General features: G+C 66.7%; 16 protein-coding genes and 2 tRNA genes. 9 read left to right on the forward strand and 9 right to left on the reverse strand.

What is annotated here, in order from left to right; all coding sequences use genetic code 11:
• The first annotated feature begins 32 nt into the window (after nucleotides 1-32).
• From QO058_RS27650 to QO058_RS27660, 3 genes are all read left to right on the forward strand, one after another.
• Nucleotides 33-737, forward strand: a complete 705-nt coding sequence (locus QO058_RS27650; RefSeq protein ID WP_284169417.1) for a L,D-transpeptidase — start codon at nucleotides 33-35, stop codon at nucleotides 735-737.
• Nucleotides 738-1,070: 333 nt separating this feature from the next.
• Nucleotides 1,071-1,844 carry an SGNH/GDSL hydrolase family protein gene (locus tag QO058_RS27655; RefSeq protein WP_284169418.1) on the forward strand — a complete coding sequence of 258 codons (774 nt, stop codon included), beginning with the start codon at nucleotides 1,071-1,073 and terminating at the stop codon, nucleotides 1,842-1,844.
• 87 nt (nucleotides 1,845-1,931) lie between these two features.
• On the forward strand, nucleotides 1,932-3,503 hold the full coding sequence (locus QO058_RS27660; RefSeq protein WP_284169419.1) for an alkaline phosphatase D family protein: 1,572 nt from the start codon (nucleotides 1,932-1,934) through the stop codon (nucleotides 3,501-3,503).
• A gap of 78 nt (nucleotides 3,504-3,581) precedes the next feature.
• On the opposite strand, the gene QO058_RS27665 is transcribed toward QO058_RS27660, so the two are convergent.
• Nucleotides 3,582-5,210 (reverse strand): MFS transporter, encoded by a 1,629-nt coding sequence (locus tag QO058_RS27665; protein WP_284169420.1) that lies wholly within the window; start codon nucleotides 5,208-5,210, stop codon nucleotides 3,582-3,584.
• A 374-nt stretch (nucleotides 5,211-5,584) separates the two neighbouring features.
• Between QO058_RS27665 and QO058_RS27670 the strand changes: the two genes are divergently transcribed.
• Entirely contained in the window at nucleotides 5,585-6,007 is a 423-nt protein-coding gene (locus QO058_RS27670; protein ID WP_284169421.1) for a hypothetical protein, read from the forward strand.
• An 8-nt stretch (nucleotides 6,008-6,015) separates the two neighbouring features.
• Here the strand turns inward: QO058_RS27670 and rlmB are convergent, their stop codons facing one another.
• Nucleotides 6,016-6,807, reverse strand: coding sequence for a 23S rRNA (guanosine(2251)-2'-O)-methyltransferase RlmB (rlmB, locus tag QO058_RS27675; protein ID WP_432211988.1), 792 nt, complete (start codon nucleotides 6,805-6,807; stop codon nucleotides 6,016-6,018).
• Between the two features lie 107 nt (nucleotides 6,808-6,914).
• On the opposite strand from rlmB, the gene QO058_RS27680 reads away from it, so the two are divergent.
• The 3 genes from QO058_RS27680 (at nucleotide 6,915) to QO058_RS27690 (ending at nucleotide 8,342) form a co-directional block, all read left to right on the forward strand.
• Nucleotides 6,915-7,478 carry an AAA family ATPase gene (locus tag QO058_RS27680; protein WP_284169423.1) on the forward strand — a complete coding sequence of 188 codons (564 nt, stop codon included), beginning with the start codon at nucleotides 6,915-6,917 and terminating at the stop codon, nucleotides 7,476-7,478.
• 48 nt (nucleotides 7,479-7,526) lie between these two features.
• Entirely contained in the window at nucleotides 7,527-8,105 is a 579-nt protein-coding gene (locus tag QO058_RS27685; RefSeq protein ID WP_284169424.1) for a hypothetical protein, read from the forward strand.
• A 152-nt stretch (nucleotides 8,106-8,257) separates the two neighbouring features.
• Nucleotides 8,258-8,342: transfer RNA gene (locus QO058_RS27690), tRNA-Tyr, on the forward strand.
• Between the two features lie 94 nt (nucleotides 8,343-8,436).
• Here QO058_RS27690 and QO058_RS27695 read toward each other — a convergent pair.
• The 4 genes from QO058_RS27695 to QO058_RS27710 all read right to left on the reverse strand — a co-directional run bounded on the left by QO058_RS27695 (nucleotide 8,437) and on the right by QO058_RS27710 (nucleotide 11,425).
• Nucleotides 8,437-9,474: an amino acid ABC transporter substrate-binding protein gene (locus QO058_RS27695; protein ID WP_284169425.1), complete on the reverse strand. Its 1,038-nt coding sequence runs from the start codon at nucleotides 9,472-9,474 to the stop codon at nucleotides 8,437-8,439.
• Nucleotides 9,475-9,518: 44 nt separating this feature from the next.
• A complete protein-coding gene (locus QO058_RS27700) occupies nucleotides 9,519-10,139 on the reverse strand; it encodes a L,D-transpeptidase (RefSeq protein WP_432211989.1) in 621 nt (206 codons plus the stop codon).
• Between the two features lie 15 nt (nucleotides 10,140-10,154).
• Entirely contained in the window at nucleotides 10,155-10,652 is a 498-nt protein-coding gene (locus QO058_RS27705) for a hypothetical protein (RefSeq protein WP_284169428.1), read from the reverse strand.
• 260 nt (nucleotides 10,653-10,912) lie between these two features.
• A complete protein-coding gene (locus tag QO058_RS27710; protein ID WP_284169430.1) occupies nucleotides 10,913-11,425 on the reverse strand; it encodes a DUF1697 domain-containing protein in 513 nt (170 codons plus the stop codon).
• Nucleotides 11,426-11,817: 392 nt separating this feature from the next.
• Here QO058_RS27710 and QO058_RS27715 point away from each other — a divergent pair, with 392 nt between their 5' ends.
• Together QO058_RS27715 and QO058_RS27720 are read left to right on the forward strand one after the other, a co-directional pair.
• Nucleotides 11,818-11,955, forward strand: coding sequence for a hypothetical protein (locus QO058_RS27715; protein ID WP_164547461.1), 138 nt, complete (start codon nucleotides 11,818-11,820; stop codon nucleotides 11,953-11,955).
• A gap of 96 nt (nucleotides 11,956-12,051) precedes the next feature.
• A tRNA-Gly gene (locus QO058_RS27720) sits at nucleotides 12,052-12,125 on the forward strand.
• A 49-nt stretch (nucleotides 12,126-12,174) separates the two neighbouring features.
• On the opposite strand, the gene QO058_RS27725 is transcribed toward QO058_RS27720, so the two are convergent.
• The 3 genes from QO058_RS27725 to QO058_RS27735 are packed head-to-tail and all read right to left on the reverse strand — an operon-like array spanning nucleotide 12,175 to nucleotide 15,854.
• On the reverse strand, nucleotides 12,175-12,828 hold the full coding sequence (locus QO058_RS27725; protein WP_284169431.1) for a TetR/AcrR family transcriptional regulator: 654 nt from the start codon (nucleotides 12,826-12,828) through the stop codon (nucleotides 12,175-12,177).
• A gap of 7 nt (nucleotides 12,829-12,835) precedes the next feature.
• Nucleotides 12,836-14,017 (reverse strand): beta-ketothiolase BktB, encoded by a 1,182-nt coding sequence (gene bktB, locus QO058_RS27730; protein ID WP_284169432.1) that lies wholly within the window; start codon nucleotides 14,015-14,017, stop codon nucleotides 12,836-12,838.
• A gap of 13 nt (nucleotides 14,018-14,030) precedes the next feature.
• Nucleotides 14,031-15,854 carry an AMP-dependent synthetase/ligase gene (locus QO058_RS27735; protein WP_284169433.1) on the reverse strand — a complete coding sequence of 608 codons (1,824 nt, stop codon included), beginning with the start codon at nucleotides 15,852-15,854 and terminating at the stop codon, nucleotides 14,031-14,033.
• Nucleotides 15,855-15,860: the final 6 nt, after the last annotated feature.

The following is a 15,860-nucleotide window of genomic DNA, read 5'->3' on the forward strand; positions in this document are numbered from 1 at the left end:
GCTTTTTCAAAAGCCTTGCCTGAGATGTGCCCATGCTGAGCCGCCGTTCGTTTACCTTGTCCTCCCTTTCGCTCCTCGCCCCCGGCCTGGCCGGCTGCGGCAGCGGAAGTATCGTGGCGCTGCCGGAGATATCTGCTCCGACCGGGCGCAGCCTGACGCGCACGCTGGCGCGCCCGAACTATGCTCAGGTCTACATCGAATATCCGGGCGAGCGCTTTCCGGTGCCGGCGATCGACTATGCCAGCATCGAGCCGCGCTATCTGCGCCAGACCGTCGAATTCCGCCGGGCCGAGCCCCCGGGCTCGATCGTCGTCGATCCCGGCTCCTATCATCTCTATTTCGTCGAATCGCAGGGCGTCGCGACGCGTTACGGCGTTGGCGTCGGCCGCGAGGGTTTCGGCTGGACGGGGGTGGCGAAGATCAACATGAAGCGGGACTGGCCTGATTGGGTGCCGCCGCAGGAGATGATCGAGCGCGATCCGCAGATCAGGGCCCAGCTCGAGCCGACGCCGCGCGGTCCCGGCGTCCGCGGCGGTGCAAAGAGCCCGCTCGGCGCACGTACGCTCTATCTCTTCGGCGAGGGGCGCGATCTCGGCTACCGCATCCACGGCACGACCGAGCCCTATACCGTCGGCACCAATGTCTCCTCGGGCTGCATCCGGATGATCAACCAGGACATCATCCACCTCTACGCCCGCGTCGCGCTGGGGACGCCGGTCACCGTGCTGCCTGTTTAGGCTGATGAAGGCATTCCGCGCTGCAGTCTGTCGCGGGCGGCGTGTGCATCTCCGGCGCAAATCCATCGCATTTCTCTATGGATTCCGACGATAAGAACTATTTGTGCGCTGTCCGACGTAGCCGCACAGTTTGATGGATCGCGGCGGTCATCGGGCGCGATCGACGGTCTTGAAACCTCGATTTCGTCCTGATTGGCACGCAAGGCGCACACATTGTCTCTCGCTCGAATGTGAGGGTGGCTCAAACCCATCAGATCAGCCGCTCCGGCTGGAACCGGTTCTACCTGTCTGGGCGCAGGCGAATGCCCAATCATCCGGGACGTTGGAGGGCGCATGTCCACTTCATCTATGATTGTCCGACTGCTGTTCTCGTCGGCTGTCTTGCTCGCCCCTGGCTGGGCCGCTGCCGAGCAACCCTCCAAGAATCTCGGTAACGTCATGCTTCTGGGTGACTCGATCACACAGGCTGCCGCCGGCAATCAGGGGTATCGCTACGGGCTCTGGAAGCGGCTCGTCGACGCCGGCTACCAGTTCGACTTCGTGGGATCGCTGCGCCATAATTTCGATGCGTCGAATACGTCATCGACCAGCGCGGTCACGACGTATCCCGATAACGCCGGCATGGCTTTCGACGCTGACAATGAAGGGCACTGGGGTTGGAAGACCTCCGACGTTCTGGGCCTTACTCAGCCGACGCGTACGCCGGGGACGGGCATCGGCAAGCTATCGGATTGGCTTGCCGCCTATACGCCTGATACGGCGATCGTCCTGCTCGGGGTCAACGATATTCGTATCGCGACCGGGGCGAGCGTCGCCGCTACCAAGGCGAACATGCAGGCGATCGTCGACGCGATTGTCGCCGACAACCCCAAGGTCAGGATCTATCTCTGTTCGGTCCTGCCAACGAAGCCGGACTTCGCCGATTTGCCGAAGATCGCGGAGCTGAACGAGGCGTATCGGGACCTCGTTAATCGAAACCCGGCCCTTCGCTACATCGATGTCGGTTCGCGCTTCGATCCGGCGCTTCATGCATACGATGGTGTGCACCCGAACCCGCAAGGGGAGCAGATCCTGGCCGAGGCGATCTTCGCTGCACTCGGCCGATAGCCATCCTCGTCGATCGATCGCGATGATCAGGGCGGAAACACAGAGCTCCCGGGAAGCGGAAAGCCTACCTGCGATAGGAGTGGTGCGATGGTGTCCCAGACACGACGAGACATGCTTGCTGGAGCAGCAGGCATCGGGGTGGTGACGTCACTCGGATTGAATCCGGGGCGGGCTGATTCCAGCAATCTCTTCCAGCTCGGGGTCGCCTCGGGCGATCCCTGGCCCGACAACATCGTCCTGTGGACCCGGCTCGTCCGTGATCCGCTCGCCGCCGATGGGGGCATGAGCGACGCCCCGATCGAGGTGAGCTGGGAGATGGCGCGGGACGAGCGCATGCAGGATCTGGTTCGATCCGGCGTCAGCTTGGCGATGCCGGACGTCGGGCATTCCGTGCATGTCGAAGTCGGCGGGCTCGAGCCCGGCCGCACCTACTGGTATCGCTTCAAGGCGGAACGGGCCGAAAGCCCGATCGGCCGCGCCAGAACCGCACCGGCACCGGGCAGCCAGGTCCAGCGCCTGCGCTTCGCTGCCGCCGCTTGCCAGCACTGGATGTACGGCAACTGGGCGGCCTATCACCGCATGATCGAGGACGACCTCGATTTCGTGCTGCATCTCGGCGACTATATCTACGAAGCGCCCTCGTCCAGCGCGGCTGCCGTCAAGCAGAAGGTCCGCGACGTCCCATTCGATGTACCGAAGACATTGGGCGACTATCGCCGGATGCACGCCTTGTACAAGGGCGACCCGGCGATCCGGGCGGCTCATGCGGCATTCCCATGGATCGCAATCTGGGACGATCACGACGTCGAGAACGACTATTCTGGCAGCCATGCGCCGGCCCGGCCCTCGAAGCTTGCCTTTCTCCAGCAGCGCGCCGCCGCCTATCAGGCCTATTGGGAGCACATGCCCTTACGCGGCGCGCAGCGGCCGCTCGGGCCGGACGCCTTGCTTTACCGACGCCTGGCATTCGGCGATCTGATCGATCTCGTGATGCTCGACGAGCGCCAGTATCGGTCGGCGCTTCCTTGTCCGCCGACACCGCCGCAGCTCGATCGGAGCCGCCTTGTTTCCGCTGCCGATTGCCCGGATGCGAGCGATCCTGCCCGCACCATGCTCGGCCTGGACCAGGAGAGCTGGCTGCGGCACTGCCTGGCGGAAGCGCCGCGCGCGCGCTGGCTGGTGCTCGGGCAGCAACTGATGTTCTCGCCCTTTGCCAGAAAGCTCGGTTCGGGGAGCGGTTTCGATACCGATGGCTGGAGCGGTTATGCTGCCGCCTACCAGCGGGCGGTCGATCTCATCGCCGCGCGCCCGCGCCGGGACACCGTGATACTTGGCGGCGACATCCACGGCTTCGTCGCATGCAACGTCACCCGCCGGGGCGACGATCTGCGTTCGGAACCGGTGGCGGCGCATGTCGTATGCGGCGCGATCAGCTCACGCCTCGGTGATCACGACAACTACGTTGCGTCGCTTCCGGACAATCCGCATATCCAGTTCGTCGATGCCCGGCGCCATGGCTATACGCGCTGCACCTTCGAACGCGACCGCGCCGTGTTCGAGTTCCGCGCCGTCGATGACGTCCGAAACCCGCAATCCGGCCTTGCGACCTTGGCGACGTTCGCGACGGAGTGGGGGACCGCCGGATTGCGGCGCGCCTGAGGAGGCGGCCTTTCATGAAAAAGCCCCGCCCTTGCGGGCGGGGCTCGTGGAACGGCTGAGCCGGTCCTGGCTGACGGATCAGCCGCCGTCGTGGGTCAGGATGTCGCGATCCTTGGTCTCGGGCACGAAGAGCATGCCGATGACGAAGGTCATCATCGCGATCACGATCGGGTACCAGAGGCCGTAGAAGATGTCGCCGGTGCCGGCCACCATGGCGAAGGAGGTCGCCGGGAGCAGGCCGCCGAACCAGCCATTGCCGATATGGTAGGGCAGCGACATGCCGGTGTAGCGGATGCGGGTCGGGAAGAGCTCGACCAGCGCCGCCGCGATCGGGCCGTAGACCATGGTCACGTAGATCACGAGCACGGTCAGGATCGCGATGATCGTCAGCGACTGCGCGCTGAACAACGCACCGAGGAAGCCGGTCTTGACGATGCGGGCATCGCCTGGCGCCGGATAGCCGGCCGCGATCGCTTCCTTGCCGATGTTGGCGGCGAAGGTGGCGTCGATCGCGACGTCCTTGCCGTTGACCGTGACCTTGGCAGGCGTGCCGGCGGGAGCCGGCGCCTGGGTGTACTGGATCGCCTGCGCGGCCAGCGTGCGGCGAGCGATGTCGCAGGGCTGGGTGAAGGTGCGCGAGCCGACCGGATCGAAGACCGAGCCGCAGGTGGCGGGATCGGCGACGACCTGGACCTTGACGTTCTCATGGGCCGCGGCGAGGCCGGGATTGGCCGCCTTGGTGAGAGCGCCGAATAGCGGGAAATAGGTCAGCGCCGCGATCAGGCAGCCGGCCAGGATGATCGGCTTGCGGCCGATCCTGTCGGACAGCGAACCGAAGACGATGAAGCCACCGGTGCCGAGGATGAGCGCCCAGGCGATCAGCACGTTCGAGGTGTAGAGATCGACCTTGAGGATGCTCTGGATGAAGAACAGGGCGTAGAACTGGCCAGTGTACCAGACCACCGCCTGGCCGGCGGTGAGGCCGAACAGCGCGAGCAGCGCGATCTTGGCGTTCTTCCACTGGCCGAAGGCTTCCCCGAGAGGCGCCTTCGAGCCCGTGCCTTCTTCCTTCATCTTCTGGAAGGCTGGCGATTCCTGCATTTGAAGCCGGATGTAGACCGAGATTCCGAGCAGGACGATCGAGGCCAGGAACGGAATGCGCCAGCCCCAGGCAGCGAACTCTGCCTCGCCCAGGACGGTGCGGATGCCGAGGATGACGATCAGCGAGAGCAGCAAGCCGAGCGTCGCCGTGGTCTGGATGAAGGAGGTGTAGAAGCCGCGCCGTCCCGGAGGAGCGTGCTCGGCGACATAGACCGCCGCGCCGCCATATTCGCCGCCGAGCGCCAGGCCCTGGAGCATGCGCAGCGCGATCAGGATCACCGGTGCGATCCAGCCGATGCTGTTGTAGCTCGGCAGCAGGCCGACCAGGAAGGTCGAGGCGCCCATGATCAGGATGGTGACGAGGAAGGTGTATTTGCGGCCGATCAGATCACCGAGCCGACCGAAGAACAGCGCGCCGAACGGGCGCACGAGGAAGCCGGCGGCAAAGGCGAGCAGGGCGAAGATGGCGCGCGTATTGGCGTCGAAGGCCGAGAAGAAATGCGCGCCGATCATCACGGCGAGCGAACCGTAGAGGTAGAAATCGTACCATTCGAAGACCGTGCCCAGCGAGGAGGCCAGAATGACCTTCTTTTCCTCTCTGGTCATCGGTCGTGGCCCTGCGGCCGCCGATGCATGTGCCATGCTCATGAAGCGCTCCCGTTTTTTTCGTTCCCCCAGGCGCCGCAGACCATCTGCTGCGCCCTCGTGCCGCCTTTCCGGCGGTTCTTCGCTTGGAGCCGGCGCTGGGCCGACTCAGGATAAAGGCCTTGGAAAAGCCAAGTTTGATGGGTTACGAATGCTGCCACCCCCGGGAATCTTCAACCGAGCACTTGGTCTTGCACCGAAAGGCGTAAGACGAAGGATTGAGCGTTCGGCCGGGCCGATGCGGCCCCATGACTCGCCATGGGCGAGCCGAGCGATTAACCTTCCGCTAACCATGTCGCGCCGTCCGGCCGCGAATGATGCAGGAGGTGTCGGTCATGAAATGCGATGCTGGCCTGCCGCTCGCCGCACTGTTCGCCGGGCTGTGTCTTGTCGCTTCCCCGGCTGCTGCGGCGCCGGGCTTCGCGGCGGCCCCGGCGTCCGGAGCATCGGCTCCCGCTCCACGGTTTGCGCCGATGCGGCCGATTGCGCGGCCCGGCCATGTCCATCGCCGCCATGCTGGATATTATGGTGGTGGCTATCCCGGCTTCTATGGCTGGCCCGCCGGCCAGCAGGCCGTGATCGTGCTGCCGGACGCCAGCGAGCCGCCGCCGGCGAAGGAGCCCTCGATACCCGTTGCGATCGGCATTCCGCGGCCGCCTGTGGCTGATCCGGTGCTCTACCGGATCGAAGAGCGTAACGGGCGCCCGGTCGTGCGGGTCATGCGCTTTGGCAGCGACGGCCGGGTGGCGCGTCGCTGAGCTGAGCTCTATCCGCGCCGGGTCGCGGCGTAGAGCGCGATCGCGGTGGCGTTCGAGACGTTGAGGCTCTTGATCGCGCCGGGCATGTCGAGCCGGGCGAGCTGGTCGCAGAGTTCGCGCGAGCGCTGGCGCAGGCCCTTGCCCTCGGCGCCCATCACCAATACGAGCGGGCGGCGCAAGGTGACCTCGTCGAGCGAGACGTCCCCTTCCGAATCGAAGCCGAGCCGCAGAAAACCGCGCTCGCCGAGCTTATCGAGCGCATCCCCCAGATTCTTAACTGCGATCAGCGGCACGTGTTCGAGCGCGCCGGAGGCCGATTTCGCCAGCACGCCCGTCGCTGCCGGCGAATGGCGGATGGTGACGATCACGGCGGCGACGGCGAAGGCGGCGGCCGAGCGCAGGATCGCCCCGACATTGTGCGGGTCGGTGATCTGGTCGAGCGCCAGCACGATCGCATCGTCCGGCAGGCTGTCGAGTTCGGGCGAGGGCAGGGGATCGCAGACGAGATAGAGCCCCTGATGCACCGCGTCGGGCGTCAGCAGCCGGTCGATCTGCGAGGGCCGGACCATTTCCGGTTCGATCGGCAATTTGCCGATCTCCTCGGCCAGGCGCTTCAGCGCGTTCTCGGTGGCGAGGAGTTTTCGGAAGCGCCGCTGCGGATTGCGCAGCGCCTCGATCACCGGATGGGCGCCGTAGAGGATCGCCTCGTCGATCTCGCCCGGCCGGTGCGGCGGCGGGCCGTCGCGATGCGGGCGGCCATGGCGACTCTGGGGACGGGGACGGGACGGGGCGGACATCATGGCTCCGGAAACGTGATGCCATGCCCTGCCATGGCGTGGCCGGCTTGGCCAGCCCGAAGGCCGGGACGAGGGATTTTCACTTGGTTCATTGCAAGGAGACTATGCCGATGACGAAACCGAATGAACGCCTGTTCGTGGTGACCGGCGGGCCCGGCGCCGGCAAGACGACGCTGCTCGCCGCGCTGGCCGCCGAAGGTCACCGGATTGCGCCGGAGGCGGGGCGGGCGATCATCCGCGACCAGCTCGCGATCGACGGACCGGCCTTGCCCTGGCGCGACCGGGGGCTGTTCGCCGAGCTGATGCTCGGCTTCGACATGCGCTCCCATGGCGAGGCGCAGACGAGCATGGCGGCGGTCTTTTTCGACCGCGGCATTCCCGACACCATCGGTTACCTGCGGCTCTGCGGGCTCGAGGTGCCGGGCCATCTCGACCGCGCGGCTCGCGCGTTCCGTTACGCTTCGATCGTCTTCGCCGCGCCGCCCTGGCGCGAGATTTACGCCCAGGATGCCGAACGCAAGCAGGATTTCGCCGAAGCCGAACGCACTTACGATGCAGTCACTGCAGCCTATCGCGAGCACGGCTACGAACTGGTGGAGCTCCCGCGTGTGAATGTTGAGAGGCGTGTCGCTTTCGTGCTGGAACGCGTGCGACGCCTTGCTTCCGATAGGTAAGTTTCCGCGCTAGGCTCGCCCCTTCGCCGCAGCTCCGGGAGGCGCGTCATGGCTGAGAGCTCCGAAGCCGGCACGATGCGCTCGGGCCGGACGCTGAACCATCTGGTGCCCGGGCGCGATTGCGGCGACTGCGTCGCCTGCTGCGAGGTGCTGCGCATCGTCGATCCGGAGGTCGGCAAGCCGGCCGGCGTGATGTGCCGCCATAACACCGGCAAGGGCTGCGGCATTCATGCGACGCGGCCGGATATCTGCCGGAGCTGGTTCTGCCTGTGGCGCCGCATCGATGCCATGCCGGACGAGGCGCGACCGGATCGTTGCGGTGTGATCTTCTGCCTGGAGGGAGATGAGGGACACGCGAATCCGTTCGCGCGCTTCTGCGTCGTGGCGCGGCCCGTTGCAGGCTCGCGGGCGCTGCGCAGCTCGCTGGTCAGGCAGGTCATCGCCATGTTCGCCCGCCAGGGAGAGCTGCCGGTCTGGGTGCACCGCCATGGTGTGCGCAGCCTGGTTCACCCGCCGCCCGATCTCGCCGACGCGATCGAGCGGCCGGAGGCGACGCCGTTCCAGGCCTTCGTCCCCGCTGCGCTCGCCTGGCGCAGGCGCCATCGCGCCAACTGGCCCCAGGGCTGAGCGGGGTACGAGTGCGATTGCTTGTCGCCAGATGGCTTTTTGGCGTTGACAGCCGGCTGACCTCTCCTCATAAGTCCGCCCGCGCCTGCCGCCCTTCACAAAAGTGAAACAGGCGGTTGCGGCCGACCTTCGGGTCAGCCTGCGGCAAGGCGGGGGGAATGTCCCGAGCGGCAAAGGGGGCGGACTGTAAATCCGCTGGCTATGCCTTCGCAGGTTCGAGTCCTGCTTCCCCCACCACCTTGCCTTTTGGCGCTGGTTTTCTCAGCCTTTCGGCGCCACGCCCGCACCCGACGTCAGGTGCGGGAGCAAACATTCGCCTTTGCTCGGCGCGTTATCGCAATGGCGGCGCGTAGAGGACGCCGCCCATGTTCCAGAGCTGGTTGAGGCCGCGCGGGATGGCGAGCTGCGAGCCGGTACCGAGATTGCGCTCGTAGATCTCGGCATAGTTTCCGGTCGCCTTGACCGCCCGGATCGCCCAGTTGGCGTCAAGGCCGAGCGCCTTGCCGAAATCCCCTTCGGCGCCGGTGAAGCGGCGCACATCCGGTTTCTGCGACTTCAGCGCCTCGTCGACATTGGCGGCCGCAATGCCGAGCTCCTCGGCGTTGACCAGTGCGAAGTTCACCCATTTCACCAGATTGAACCAGGCGAAGTCGTCGCTGCGCACCACCGGGCCGAGCGGCTCCTTCGAGATCACGTCCGGCAGCACCACTGCCTCCGCCGGCTTTGCCAGCTTGAGACGCTCGCCGTGCAGCGCCGACTGGTCCCGGGTCAGCACGTCGCATTGTCCGGACTGGAAGGCGGCGAGGGCCTCTGCCGCGCCCGGGAAGGCCTTCTCCTCATAAGCCATCGAATTGGCCCGGAAGAAGTCGGCGAGGTTGAGCTGGGTGGTGGTGCCGGCCTCGACGCAGATCTTCGCCTTGTCGAGCGCCAGCGCCCCGTCGACGCCGAGCGCCCGCTTGGCCAGGAAGCCCTGGCCATCATGGAAGGTGATGCCGGTGAAGGCGAGGCCGAGCTGCGCCTCGCGTGCGAGCGTCCAGGTCGAGTTGCGCGCCAGCAGGTCGACCTTGCCGCTCTTCAGCGCCTCGAAACGCTCGCTGGCCGACAGCGGCGTGAAGGCGACCTTGCTCGCATCGCCGAGCACCGCCGCCGCGGTGGCGCGGCAGAAATCGACGTCGAATCCGCGCCAGCTGCCCTGTGCATCCTTGTCCGAGAAGCCGGTCACGCCCTCGCTGACGCCGCATTGCAGCGTGCCGCGCTGCTTCACGGTGTCGAGCGTCCCGGCGCTGGCCGGCACTGCGGACAGGCTCGCCAGCACCCCGAGGGCGGCGAACTGGAGACTGCGTGAGCGAACCCGTGAGGCCTTCGACATGGCTCTCATCTCCTTGCGGCTATGGTCGGGGAGGGCGGGGCCAGTCATAGCGTCGCCTTGTGGCGGATGATGACCTTGGTCCCGACCGGGACGCGGTCATAGAGATCAACGATATCGCCATTGGCGAGACGGAAGCAGCCCGACGAGATCGCCTGGCCGATCGTCTCGGGCTGGTTGGTGCCGTGGACGCGGAAGACGGTCGAGCCAAGATAGAGGGCCCGCGCGCCCATCGGGTTGCCGGGACCACCGGCCATGAAGCGCGGCAGATAGGGCTGGCGCTGGATCATTTCTGGCGGCGGGCGCCAGTCCGGCCACTCGGCCTTGCGGCTGACCTGGACCTGGCCCGACCAGGTGAAGCCCTCGCGGCCGACGCCGATGCCGTAGCGCAGCGCCCGGCCATTGCCCTGGACGATGTAGAGGAAGCGCTCTCCCGAATGGATCACGACGGTGCCCGGCGCCTCGTTCGAGCGGAACAGCACCATCTGGCGGGCATAAGGGCCCTCGGTGATGCTGACCTCCTCGGTCGAGACGCGACCGGGCTCGTCGCCGATGTCCATCGTTTCCTGCAACCCGGCGGGCGGGCGCGGCTGGGCCGTGGCAAGACCGGTCAAGGCGAGTAGGGACGTGGCCAGGAGACTGCGCAGGACGATACGAGTGGTGCTCATAGGCATCGCCTCCGGTCAGCCGCAGCGAGAATAGATGAAGGTGCCGTAGCGGCGGCTCGCATCCGGATCGACGAACCGCATCACCAGCATCGACTTGCTGTGCGACAGGATCTCGCGGTCCTGCGGATCGCCGGCCGGAGCTTCGAAGCCGACATAGGTCTTGCCGCCACCAGACTTCAGCCTGAGCTCATAGGGCTTGGGATCGTCGGCGACGTGCATCATCACCCCGTCATTCGGCCCGTTGCTGATCACATAGGGCTGCTTGCATTGCCCCCGCGCCTCCGCCTCGGTGCGCTTGCGATCCTTGTCGGTATGGAAGGAGGCGATACCCCAGCGCCCGACCAGGGCGTCTCGCGAGATGCCGGATGGAGGAGGCGCGCTCGCCGCACTCCCGCCCGACGACGACAGGCCTTCGCCACCGCCGCAGCCGGCCAGGAGAAGCGGTAGCAGCAGGCCACAGGCCGGGCCGCCGAGGCGCTTGGCGCTCGCAAGCTCCACATGTCTCTGTCTCATTGTCCCTCCCAGGCGTGTCATCGGCATCGATGCGTGTCGCGTAGTGGCCGGCTTTTGGGCGCGGCAAGCTGCTTCCAGGGCTTTCAGGCGCAGCGTGCGGCGTCCGTCAGGCCGCAAGGGAACGGCTGGATTGGTCCGTAGGACACCCGCAAATCGGATCGCGATCAAGCCCTCATGGTTCAGATCGGTTACTCACCTGCGGGACGGAGAAGCGAGATGCGGCTCCGATGAGAAAAACGCGCAGGTCAGACCAAGTCGAATCAGAGCGAAGCAGCCATCTCCGACAGCTTCGCGATGGTATTGATGTTGCGGGCGGTGCCGCGCGCGGCGGCCGGGATCTTGAGCTTGGAATCGCGCATCCCCGTGCCGTAGGCGACGTAGATTTCGCAGCTGCCGAGTCGCAGTTCCTCGTCGCCGCGGCCGCGGACATCGTCGAGCGCATCGGCTGGCGGCGGCTCGTCGAGGAAGATGGCGACGACCCGGTTCGGCGGCTGATCGGCAAACGGATTGAAGCGGTGTACGGCGGCCATCTCATCGGCCGTCCGCACGATCACGCCGACCGGCTTGCCGGCATAGTCGAGGAGCCGGCGCTCCAGCGCCGCCTTGACCTGCGCCGCGCTACCTTCAGCGCAGAACACGACATTGCCGCTGGCGATGTAGGTCGTGATCTTCGTGAAGCCCTCTTCCAGGCACATCGCCTTCAGATCCGACATGGCGAGCTTGCCGGTGCCGCCGACATTGACCGCGCGCAACAAGGCCACATAGCTCGGCATCGATTCCTCGCCCTTCGATCGGAAGGCTAGTCTCGAAACCGAAGCCAGGCCAGATGCCCGGCGCTCGCCGGTGCCCGGGCGGGAGGCATATCGGCGCTGACGGAAGGAGATCAGCGCAGCATCATGAGCAAAGCGAGCGTGCCCGCGCCATGGACCAGCATCATCTGCCAGACAGGCACCGCGGCTAGGACCTCGGCTCTGCATGGACAGCGCAGATCGTCGAATTCGCACATGTCGCTTCCCCCAACGTCACGCTAGCGGCCCGCCATTTCGCCTTCACCCCCCATTTGGGGGATTTTGTCGCAGTGGGCTCGAATTTCGCTCTTTCACCCCCAAATGGGGGCAGTCGCGCGGCAAGGCCTTGCTAGGCTTGCCGTTGGGGAAGAGGGACTATGGGAATCGCACTTTTCAGCACGGCGGTGGCCGCAGCCGGCGCCCTGGCCTTCGGCACGCTCGCCGGAGGGGCGGCACTCGGCGCGTTCACGGGCGCCGCGATCTGGCTCGGCCGACTGGCGTTGAGCGATACGTAAATGCGCCCACGTGCCGCGCCGCAGGTGGATGACGCCATCTTCTTTCCTGCGATGGGTTGACACCTACCGGCCGGATGCGGAATTTGGCGGCCCGGCGCGGGTGTAGCTCAATGGTAGAGCAGCAGCCTTCCAAGCTGAATACGAGGGTTCGATTCCCTCCACCCGCTCCAGCCCCTCACATCGTTTCATCTTTGCCCCGCCTTGCTGTGTAGCCCCCGGCTAGGAGCTGACGCGGCGGGCGCTTTGCGCGCTGTGCTCGAGCGCCCCGATCCCGTTCACGAAGAGCCCGATCGTCTCGCGGGCGATATCGTCGACGGAGAGCGGCCCAGCCGGATCGTGCCAGCGGGCGATCCAGCTCAGCGCCCCGGCCGCGGCGAAGGCGAGCAGCTTGGGGTCGCAGGAACGGATCGAGCCGTCGGCGATGCCGGCTTCGATCAGCCCGCGAAAGCGCTTGTCGATCTTGCCCTTGAGGGCGCGCAATTCCTTGCGGGTCTCGGCCGGCAGGGGATCCTCGCCGACGAGGATGAGGCAGCGCCCGAAATCCTCGGTGACGATATGGGCGTATTCGGTCCAGAGCACGATCAGTCGGTCGAGGCCGCTGCCGCCGCTGCGCCTGGCCTCGGCGGCGGCGGCGGCGGTATCGAGCCGCTCCAGCCCGATGCGCACGCATTCGAACAGGATCTCGTCCTTGCTACGCACGTAATGGTAAATCGTCGGCTTGGTGACGTTCAGGCGCTCGGCGACATCGTCGAGCGAGGTGCGGTGGAAGCCCTGCTCGGCGAAGGCCTGCGCCGCGACGCGCAGCACGGCCTCGCGCTTGAGGGCGCGTTCGCGCTCGCGCTGCGCCGGCGTCTTCCAGAGGGCTGTCGCCATGGCCGGCTCAGGCCCGCTCGATCGCAAGCGCGATGCCCTGGCCACCGCCGATGCACATCGTCACTAGCCCGTAGCGACCGCCGGTGCGCTTCAGCTCATAGGCCGCCTTCAGGGTGATGATCGCACCGGTCGCGCCGACCGGATGGCCGAGCGCGATGGCGCCGCCATTGGGATTGACCTTGGCCGGATCGAAGCCGAGCTCCTTGGCGACCGCGCAGGCCTGGGCGGCGAAGGCCTCGTTCGACTCGATCACGTCGAAATCGGCGAGCGAGAGCCCGGTGCGCTTGAGCAGCGCCTGCACCGCCGGCACCGGGCCGATGCCCATCACTCCCGGTTCGACGCCGGCATGGGCATAGCCGACGATACGCGCCAGGATTGGCTTGCCCTCGCGGCCGGCGCGACCTTCCTCCATCAGCACCATGGCGGCGGCGCCGTCATTGATGCCCGAGGCGTTGCCGGGCGTGACCGTGCCGTCCTTCTTGAAGGTCGGGCGCAGGCCCTTCAGCGTTTCCGCCGTCGTGCCGGGCTTGGGATGCTCGTCGGTGTCGAAGCTGATCGTGTCGCGGCCCTTGCGAACCTCTACGGGAAGAATTTGCTCCTTGAAGCGGCCAGCATTGATCGCCTCGGCGGCGCGGCGCTGGCTCTCGGCAGCGAAGATGTCCTGCGCCTCGCGATCGACGCCGTAGCGCTCGGCGACGTTCTCGGCGGTGATGCCCATGATGCCGTTGCCGAACGGGTCGGTCAGGATGCCGGTCAGGTGATCTGAGGCAACCGTGTCACCCATGCGCTGGCCGAAGCGGGCGGTCGACAGAAGGTGCGGCGCGCGGCTCATCGTCTCGGCGCCGCCGGCGACGGCCGTGTCGCAATCGCCGAGTATGATCGCCTGCGCGGCTGAGACGATCGCCTGAACGCCGGAGCCGCAGAGCCGGTTCAGCGTCATTGCCGGGACTTCGACCGGAATGCCGGCCTCGATCGCCGCGACGCGGGCGAGATAGGCGTCCTTCGACTCGGTCAGGATGACGTTGCCGAACACGACATGGCCGACCTCGGCAGCCGGCAGCTCGGCGCGGCGCAGCGCCTCGGCGACGCAAGCTGCGCCGAGAGCGGTCGGCGCATGGCCGGAGAGCGCTCCGCCGAAGGTTCCGATCGCGGTGCGCACGCCCGCGGTGATGACGACATGACGGCTCATGGAACTCTCTCCTTCAGGCTGGTTCGGCCTGCCGCTCGGGCCTGTAGAGGGCCTCGATCTCGGCGGCGTATTTCTGCGCGATGTTGGACCGGCGCACCTTCATCGTCGCCGTGACTTCGTCATCGTCATGGTCAAGTTCCTTGACGAGGAGGTGGAAGCGCTTGAGCTGCGCCACCGGCGCGAGCTGGCTGTTGGCCTGCTCGATCTCGGCGGCCACCAGTTCACGCACCCGCGCATGTTCGGCGAGGCTGCGGAAATGGGTGAAGGGGAGGCGGTTCTCCTCGGCCCACTTCCCGACGGTCTCGCCGTCGATCTGGATGAGGGCGGACGGGTAGCGGCGGCCGTCGGCGACGACGATGCATTCCTTGATGAAGGCGCTGCCCTTCACCGTGTTCTCGATCTCCGAGGGGCTGAGATTCTTGCCGCCCGCGGTGATCATGATGTCCTTCAGCCGGTCGACGATCCGGACCTGCCCGCCCTCGATCACGGCGACGTCGCCGGTGTGGAGCCAGCCGTCGCGCAGCACGCCTGCCGTCGCCTCGGGATTGCGGAAATAGCCCTCGAAGACGATGTCGCCGCGCAGCAGGAGCTCGCCCTGCTCGCCGAGCTTGGCCTCGGCGCCTGCCACGGCCTCGCCGACCGAGCCGGGGATGAGGTGTTCAAGGCGCTGGCCGGTCGCCATGCCGGAGGTCTCGGTCAACCCGTAGACCTCGACCAGCGGCACGCCGAGCGTGCGGAAGAACTGGACGATGCGCGGCGGGATCGGCGCTGCGCCGGTGAGCGCGACCTTCGCCTTGCGCAGGCCGATGAAGTTCTGCAGCGGGCGGAAGATGACGAGGTGGTAGAACAGCGCCAGCGCTTTTTCGCGCAGGCTGCGCGCGGCCCTGGGCTTGGTGGCGAAGGGCTCGCAGGCGGCAAGGCCGGCCTCGAACAGGCGCCTGCGCCAGCCGCCGGCCTCCATCAGCTTGATGTGGATCGATGCGTGCAGCTTCTCCCAGATCCGCGGCACGCCGAGGAAGAGCGTCGGCGCGATCTCGCGCAGGTCTTCCTGCACGGTCCGGAGCGACTCGCCGAAGGAGACGCAGGCGCCGGAATAGATCGGCGCCATCGTGCTCAGCATCTGCTCGGCGACATGGCAGAGCGGCAGATAGGACAGGTTGGTCGTCGTGGCGTCATAGCCGAGCCGCTCGACCACGCCAGCGGCTTGGGCGCGCATGTTGCGATAGCTCAGCATTGCGCCCTTGGGCTTGCCGGTCGAGCCGGAGGTGTAGACCATCAGGCCGACATCGGCCTGCGTCTGCGCGGCGAGGCAGGCCTCGACCAGCCCGGGATGCGCGGTCTCGTGCTCGGCGCCGAGGCGCAGCACCTCGGCGAAGGCGACGACCAGCTCGGAGGCATAGCCCCTCAATCCCTTGGGATCGATCACCACGATGCGCTTCAGCTGCGGCAGCTCCGCCAGCCGCTCCAGCACCTTGTCGGTCTGCTCCTGGTCCTCGCAGACCACGATCTCGACCTGCGCATGGCCGAGCACATAGGCGACCTCATTGGCCGGGCTCGTCGCATAGACCCCGACCGCAACGGCGCTGACCATGCCGGCGCCGAGCTGGGCGACGACCCATTCGGCCCGGTTCTCGGAGAGGATGCCGACATGGCCGCCTTCGCCCAGCCCGAGCGCGCGCAGGCCGAGGCCGAAATGGCGGGCGCGGCGGTCGTACTGCGCCCAGCTGATCGGCAGCCAGATGCCGAAATCCTTCTGCCTGAGCGCGATACGCTCCGGCATCGTCCGCGCATTCTCGCGCAGCATCTGCGGCAAGGTGAGATTGGGGAGCTCGCGCATCGCTGC

The organism is Bosea vestrisii, assembly GCF_030144325.1.
Taxonomy (GTDB): Bacteria; Pseudomonadota; Alphaproteobacteria; order Rhizobiales; family Beijerinckiaceae; genus Allobosea; species Allobosea vestrisii_A.

Excerpts from the sequence above, each read along its gene's own strand:
- QO058_RS27650 (WP_284169417.1), top strand. The coding sequence starts at position 33 with ATGCTGAGCCGCCGTTCGTTTACCTTGTCCTCCCTTTCGCTCCTCGCC.
- QO058_RS27655 (WP_284169418.1), top strand. The coding sequence starts at position 1,071 with ATGTCCACTTCATCTATGATTGTCCGACTGCTGTTCTCGTCGGCTGTC.
- QO058_RS27660 (WP_284169419.1), top strand. The coding sequence starts at position 1,932 with ATGGTGTCCCAGACACGACGAGACATGCTTGCTGGAGCAGCAGGCATC.
- QO058_RS27665 (WP_284169420.1), bottom strand. The coding sequence starts at position 5,210 with ATGACCAGAGAGGAAAAGAAGGTCATTCTGGCCTCCTCGCTGGGCACG.
- QO058_RS27670 (WP_284169421.1), top strand. The coding sequence starts at position 5,585 with ATGAAATGCGATGCTGGCCTGCCGCTCGCCGCACTGTTCGCCGGGCTG.
- rlmB (WP_432211988.1), bottom strand. The coding sequence starts at position 6,807 with ATGATGTCCGCCCCGTCCCGTCCCCGTCCCCAGAGTCGCCATGGCCGC.
- QO058_RS27680 (WP_284169423.1), top strand. The coding sequence starts at position 6,915 with ATGACGAAACCGAATGAACGCCTGTTCGTGGTGACCGGCGGGCCCGGC.
- QO058_RS27685 (WP_284169424.1), top strand. The coding sequence starts at position 7,527 with ATGGCTGAGAGCTCCGAAGCCGGCACGATGCGCTCGGGCCGGACGCTG.
- QO058_RS27695 (WP_284169425.1), bottom strand. The coding sequence starts at position 9,474 with ATGTCGAAGGCCTCACGGGTTCGCTCACGCAGTCTCCAGTTCGCCGCC.
- QO058_RS27700 (WP_432211989.1), bottom strand. The coding sequence starts at position 10,139 with ATGAGCACCACTCGTATCGTCCTGCGCAGTCTCCTGGCCACGTCCCTA.
- QO058_RS27705 (WP_284169428.1), bottom strand. The coding sequence starts at position 10,652 with ATGAGACAGAGACATGTGGAGCTTGCGAGCGCCAAGCGCCTCGGCGGC.
- QO058_RS27710 (WP_284169430.1), bottom strand. The coding sequence starts at position 11,425 with ATGCCGAGCTATGTGGCCTTGTTGCGCGCGGTCAATGTCGGCGGCACC.
- QO058_RS27715 (WP_164547461.1), top strand. The coding sequence starts at position 11,818 with ATGGGAATCGCACTTTTCAGCACGGCGGTGGCCGCAGCCGGCGCCCTG.
- QO058_RS27725 (WP_284169431.1), bottom strand. The coding sequence starts at position 12,828 with ATGGCGACAGCCCTCTGGAAGACGCCGGCGCAGCGCGAGCGCGAACGC.
- bktB (WP_284169432.1), bottom strand. The coding sequence starts at position 14,017 with ATGAGCCGTCATGTCGTCATCACCGCGGGCGTGCGCACCGCGATCGGA.
- QO058_RS27735 (WP_284169433.1), bottom strand. The coding sequence starts at position 15,854 with ATGCGCGAGCTCCCCAATCTCACCTTGCCGCAGATGCTGCGCGAGAAT.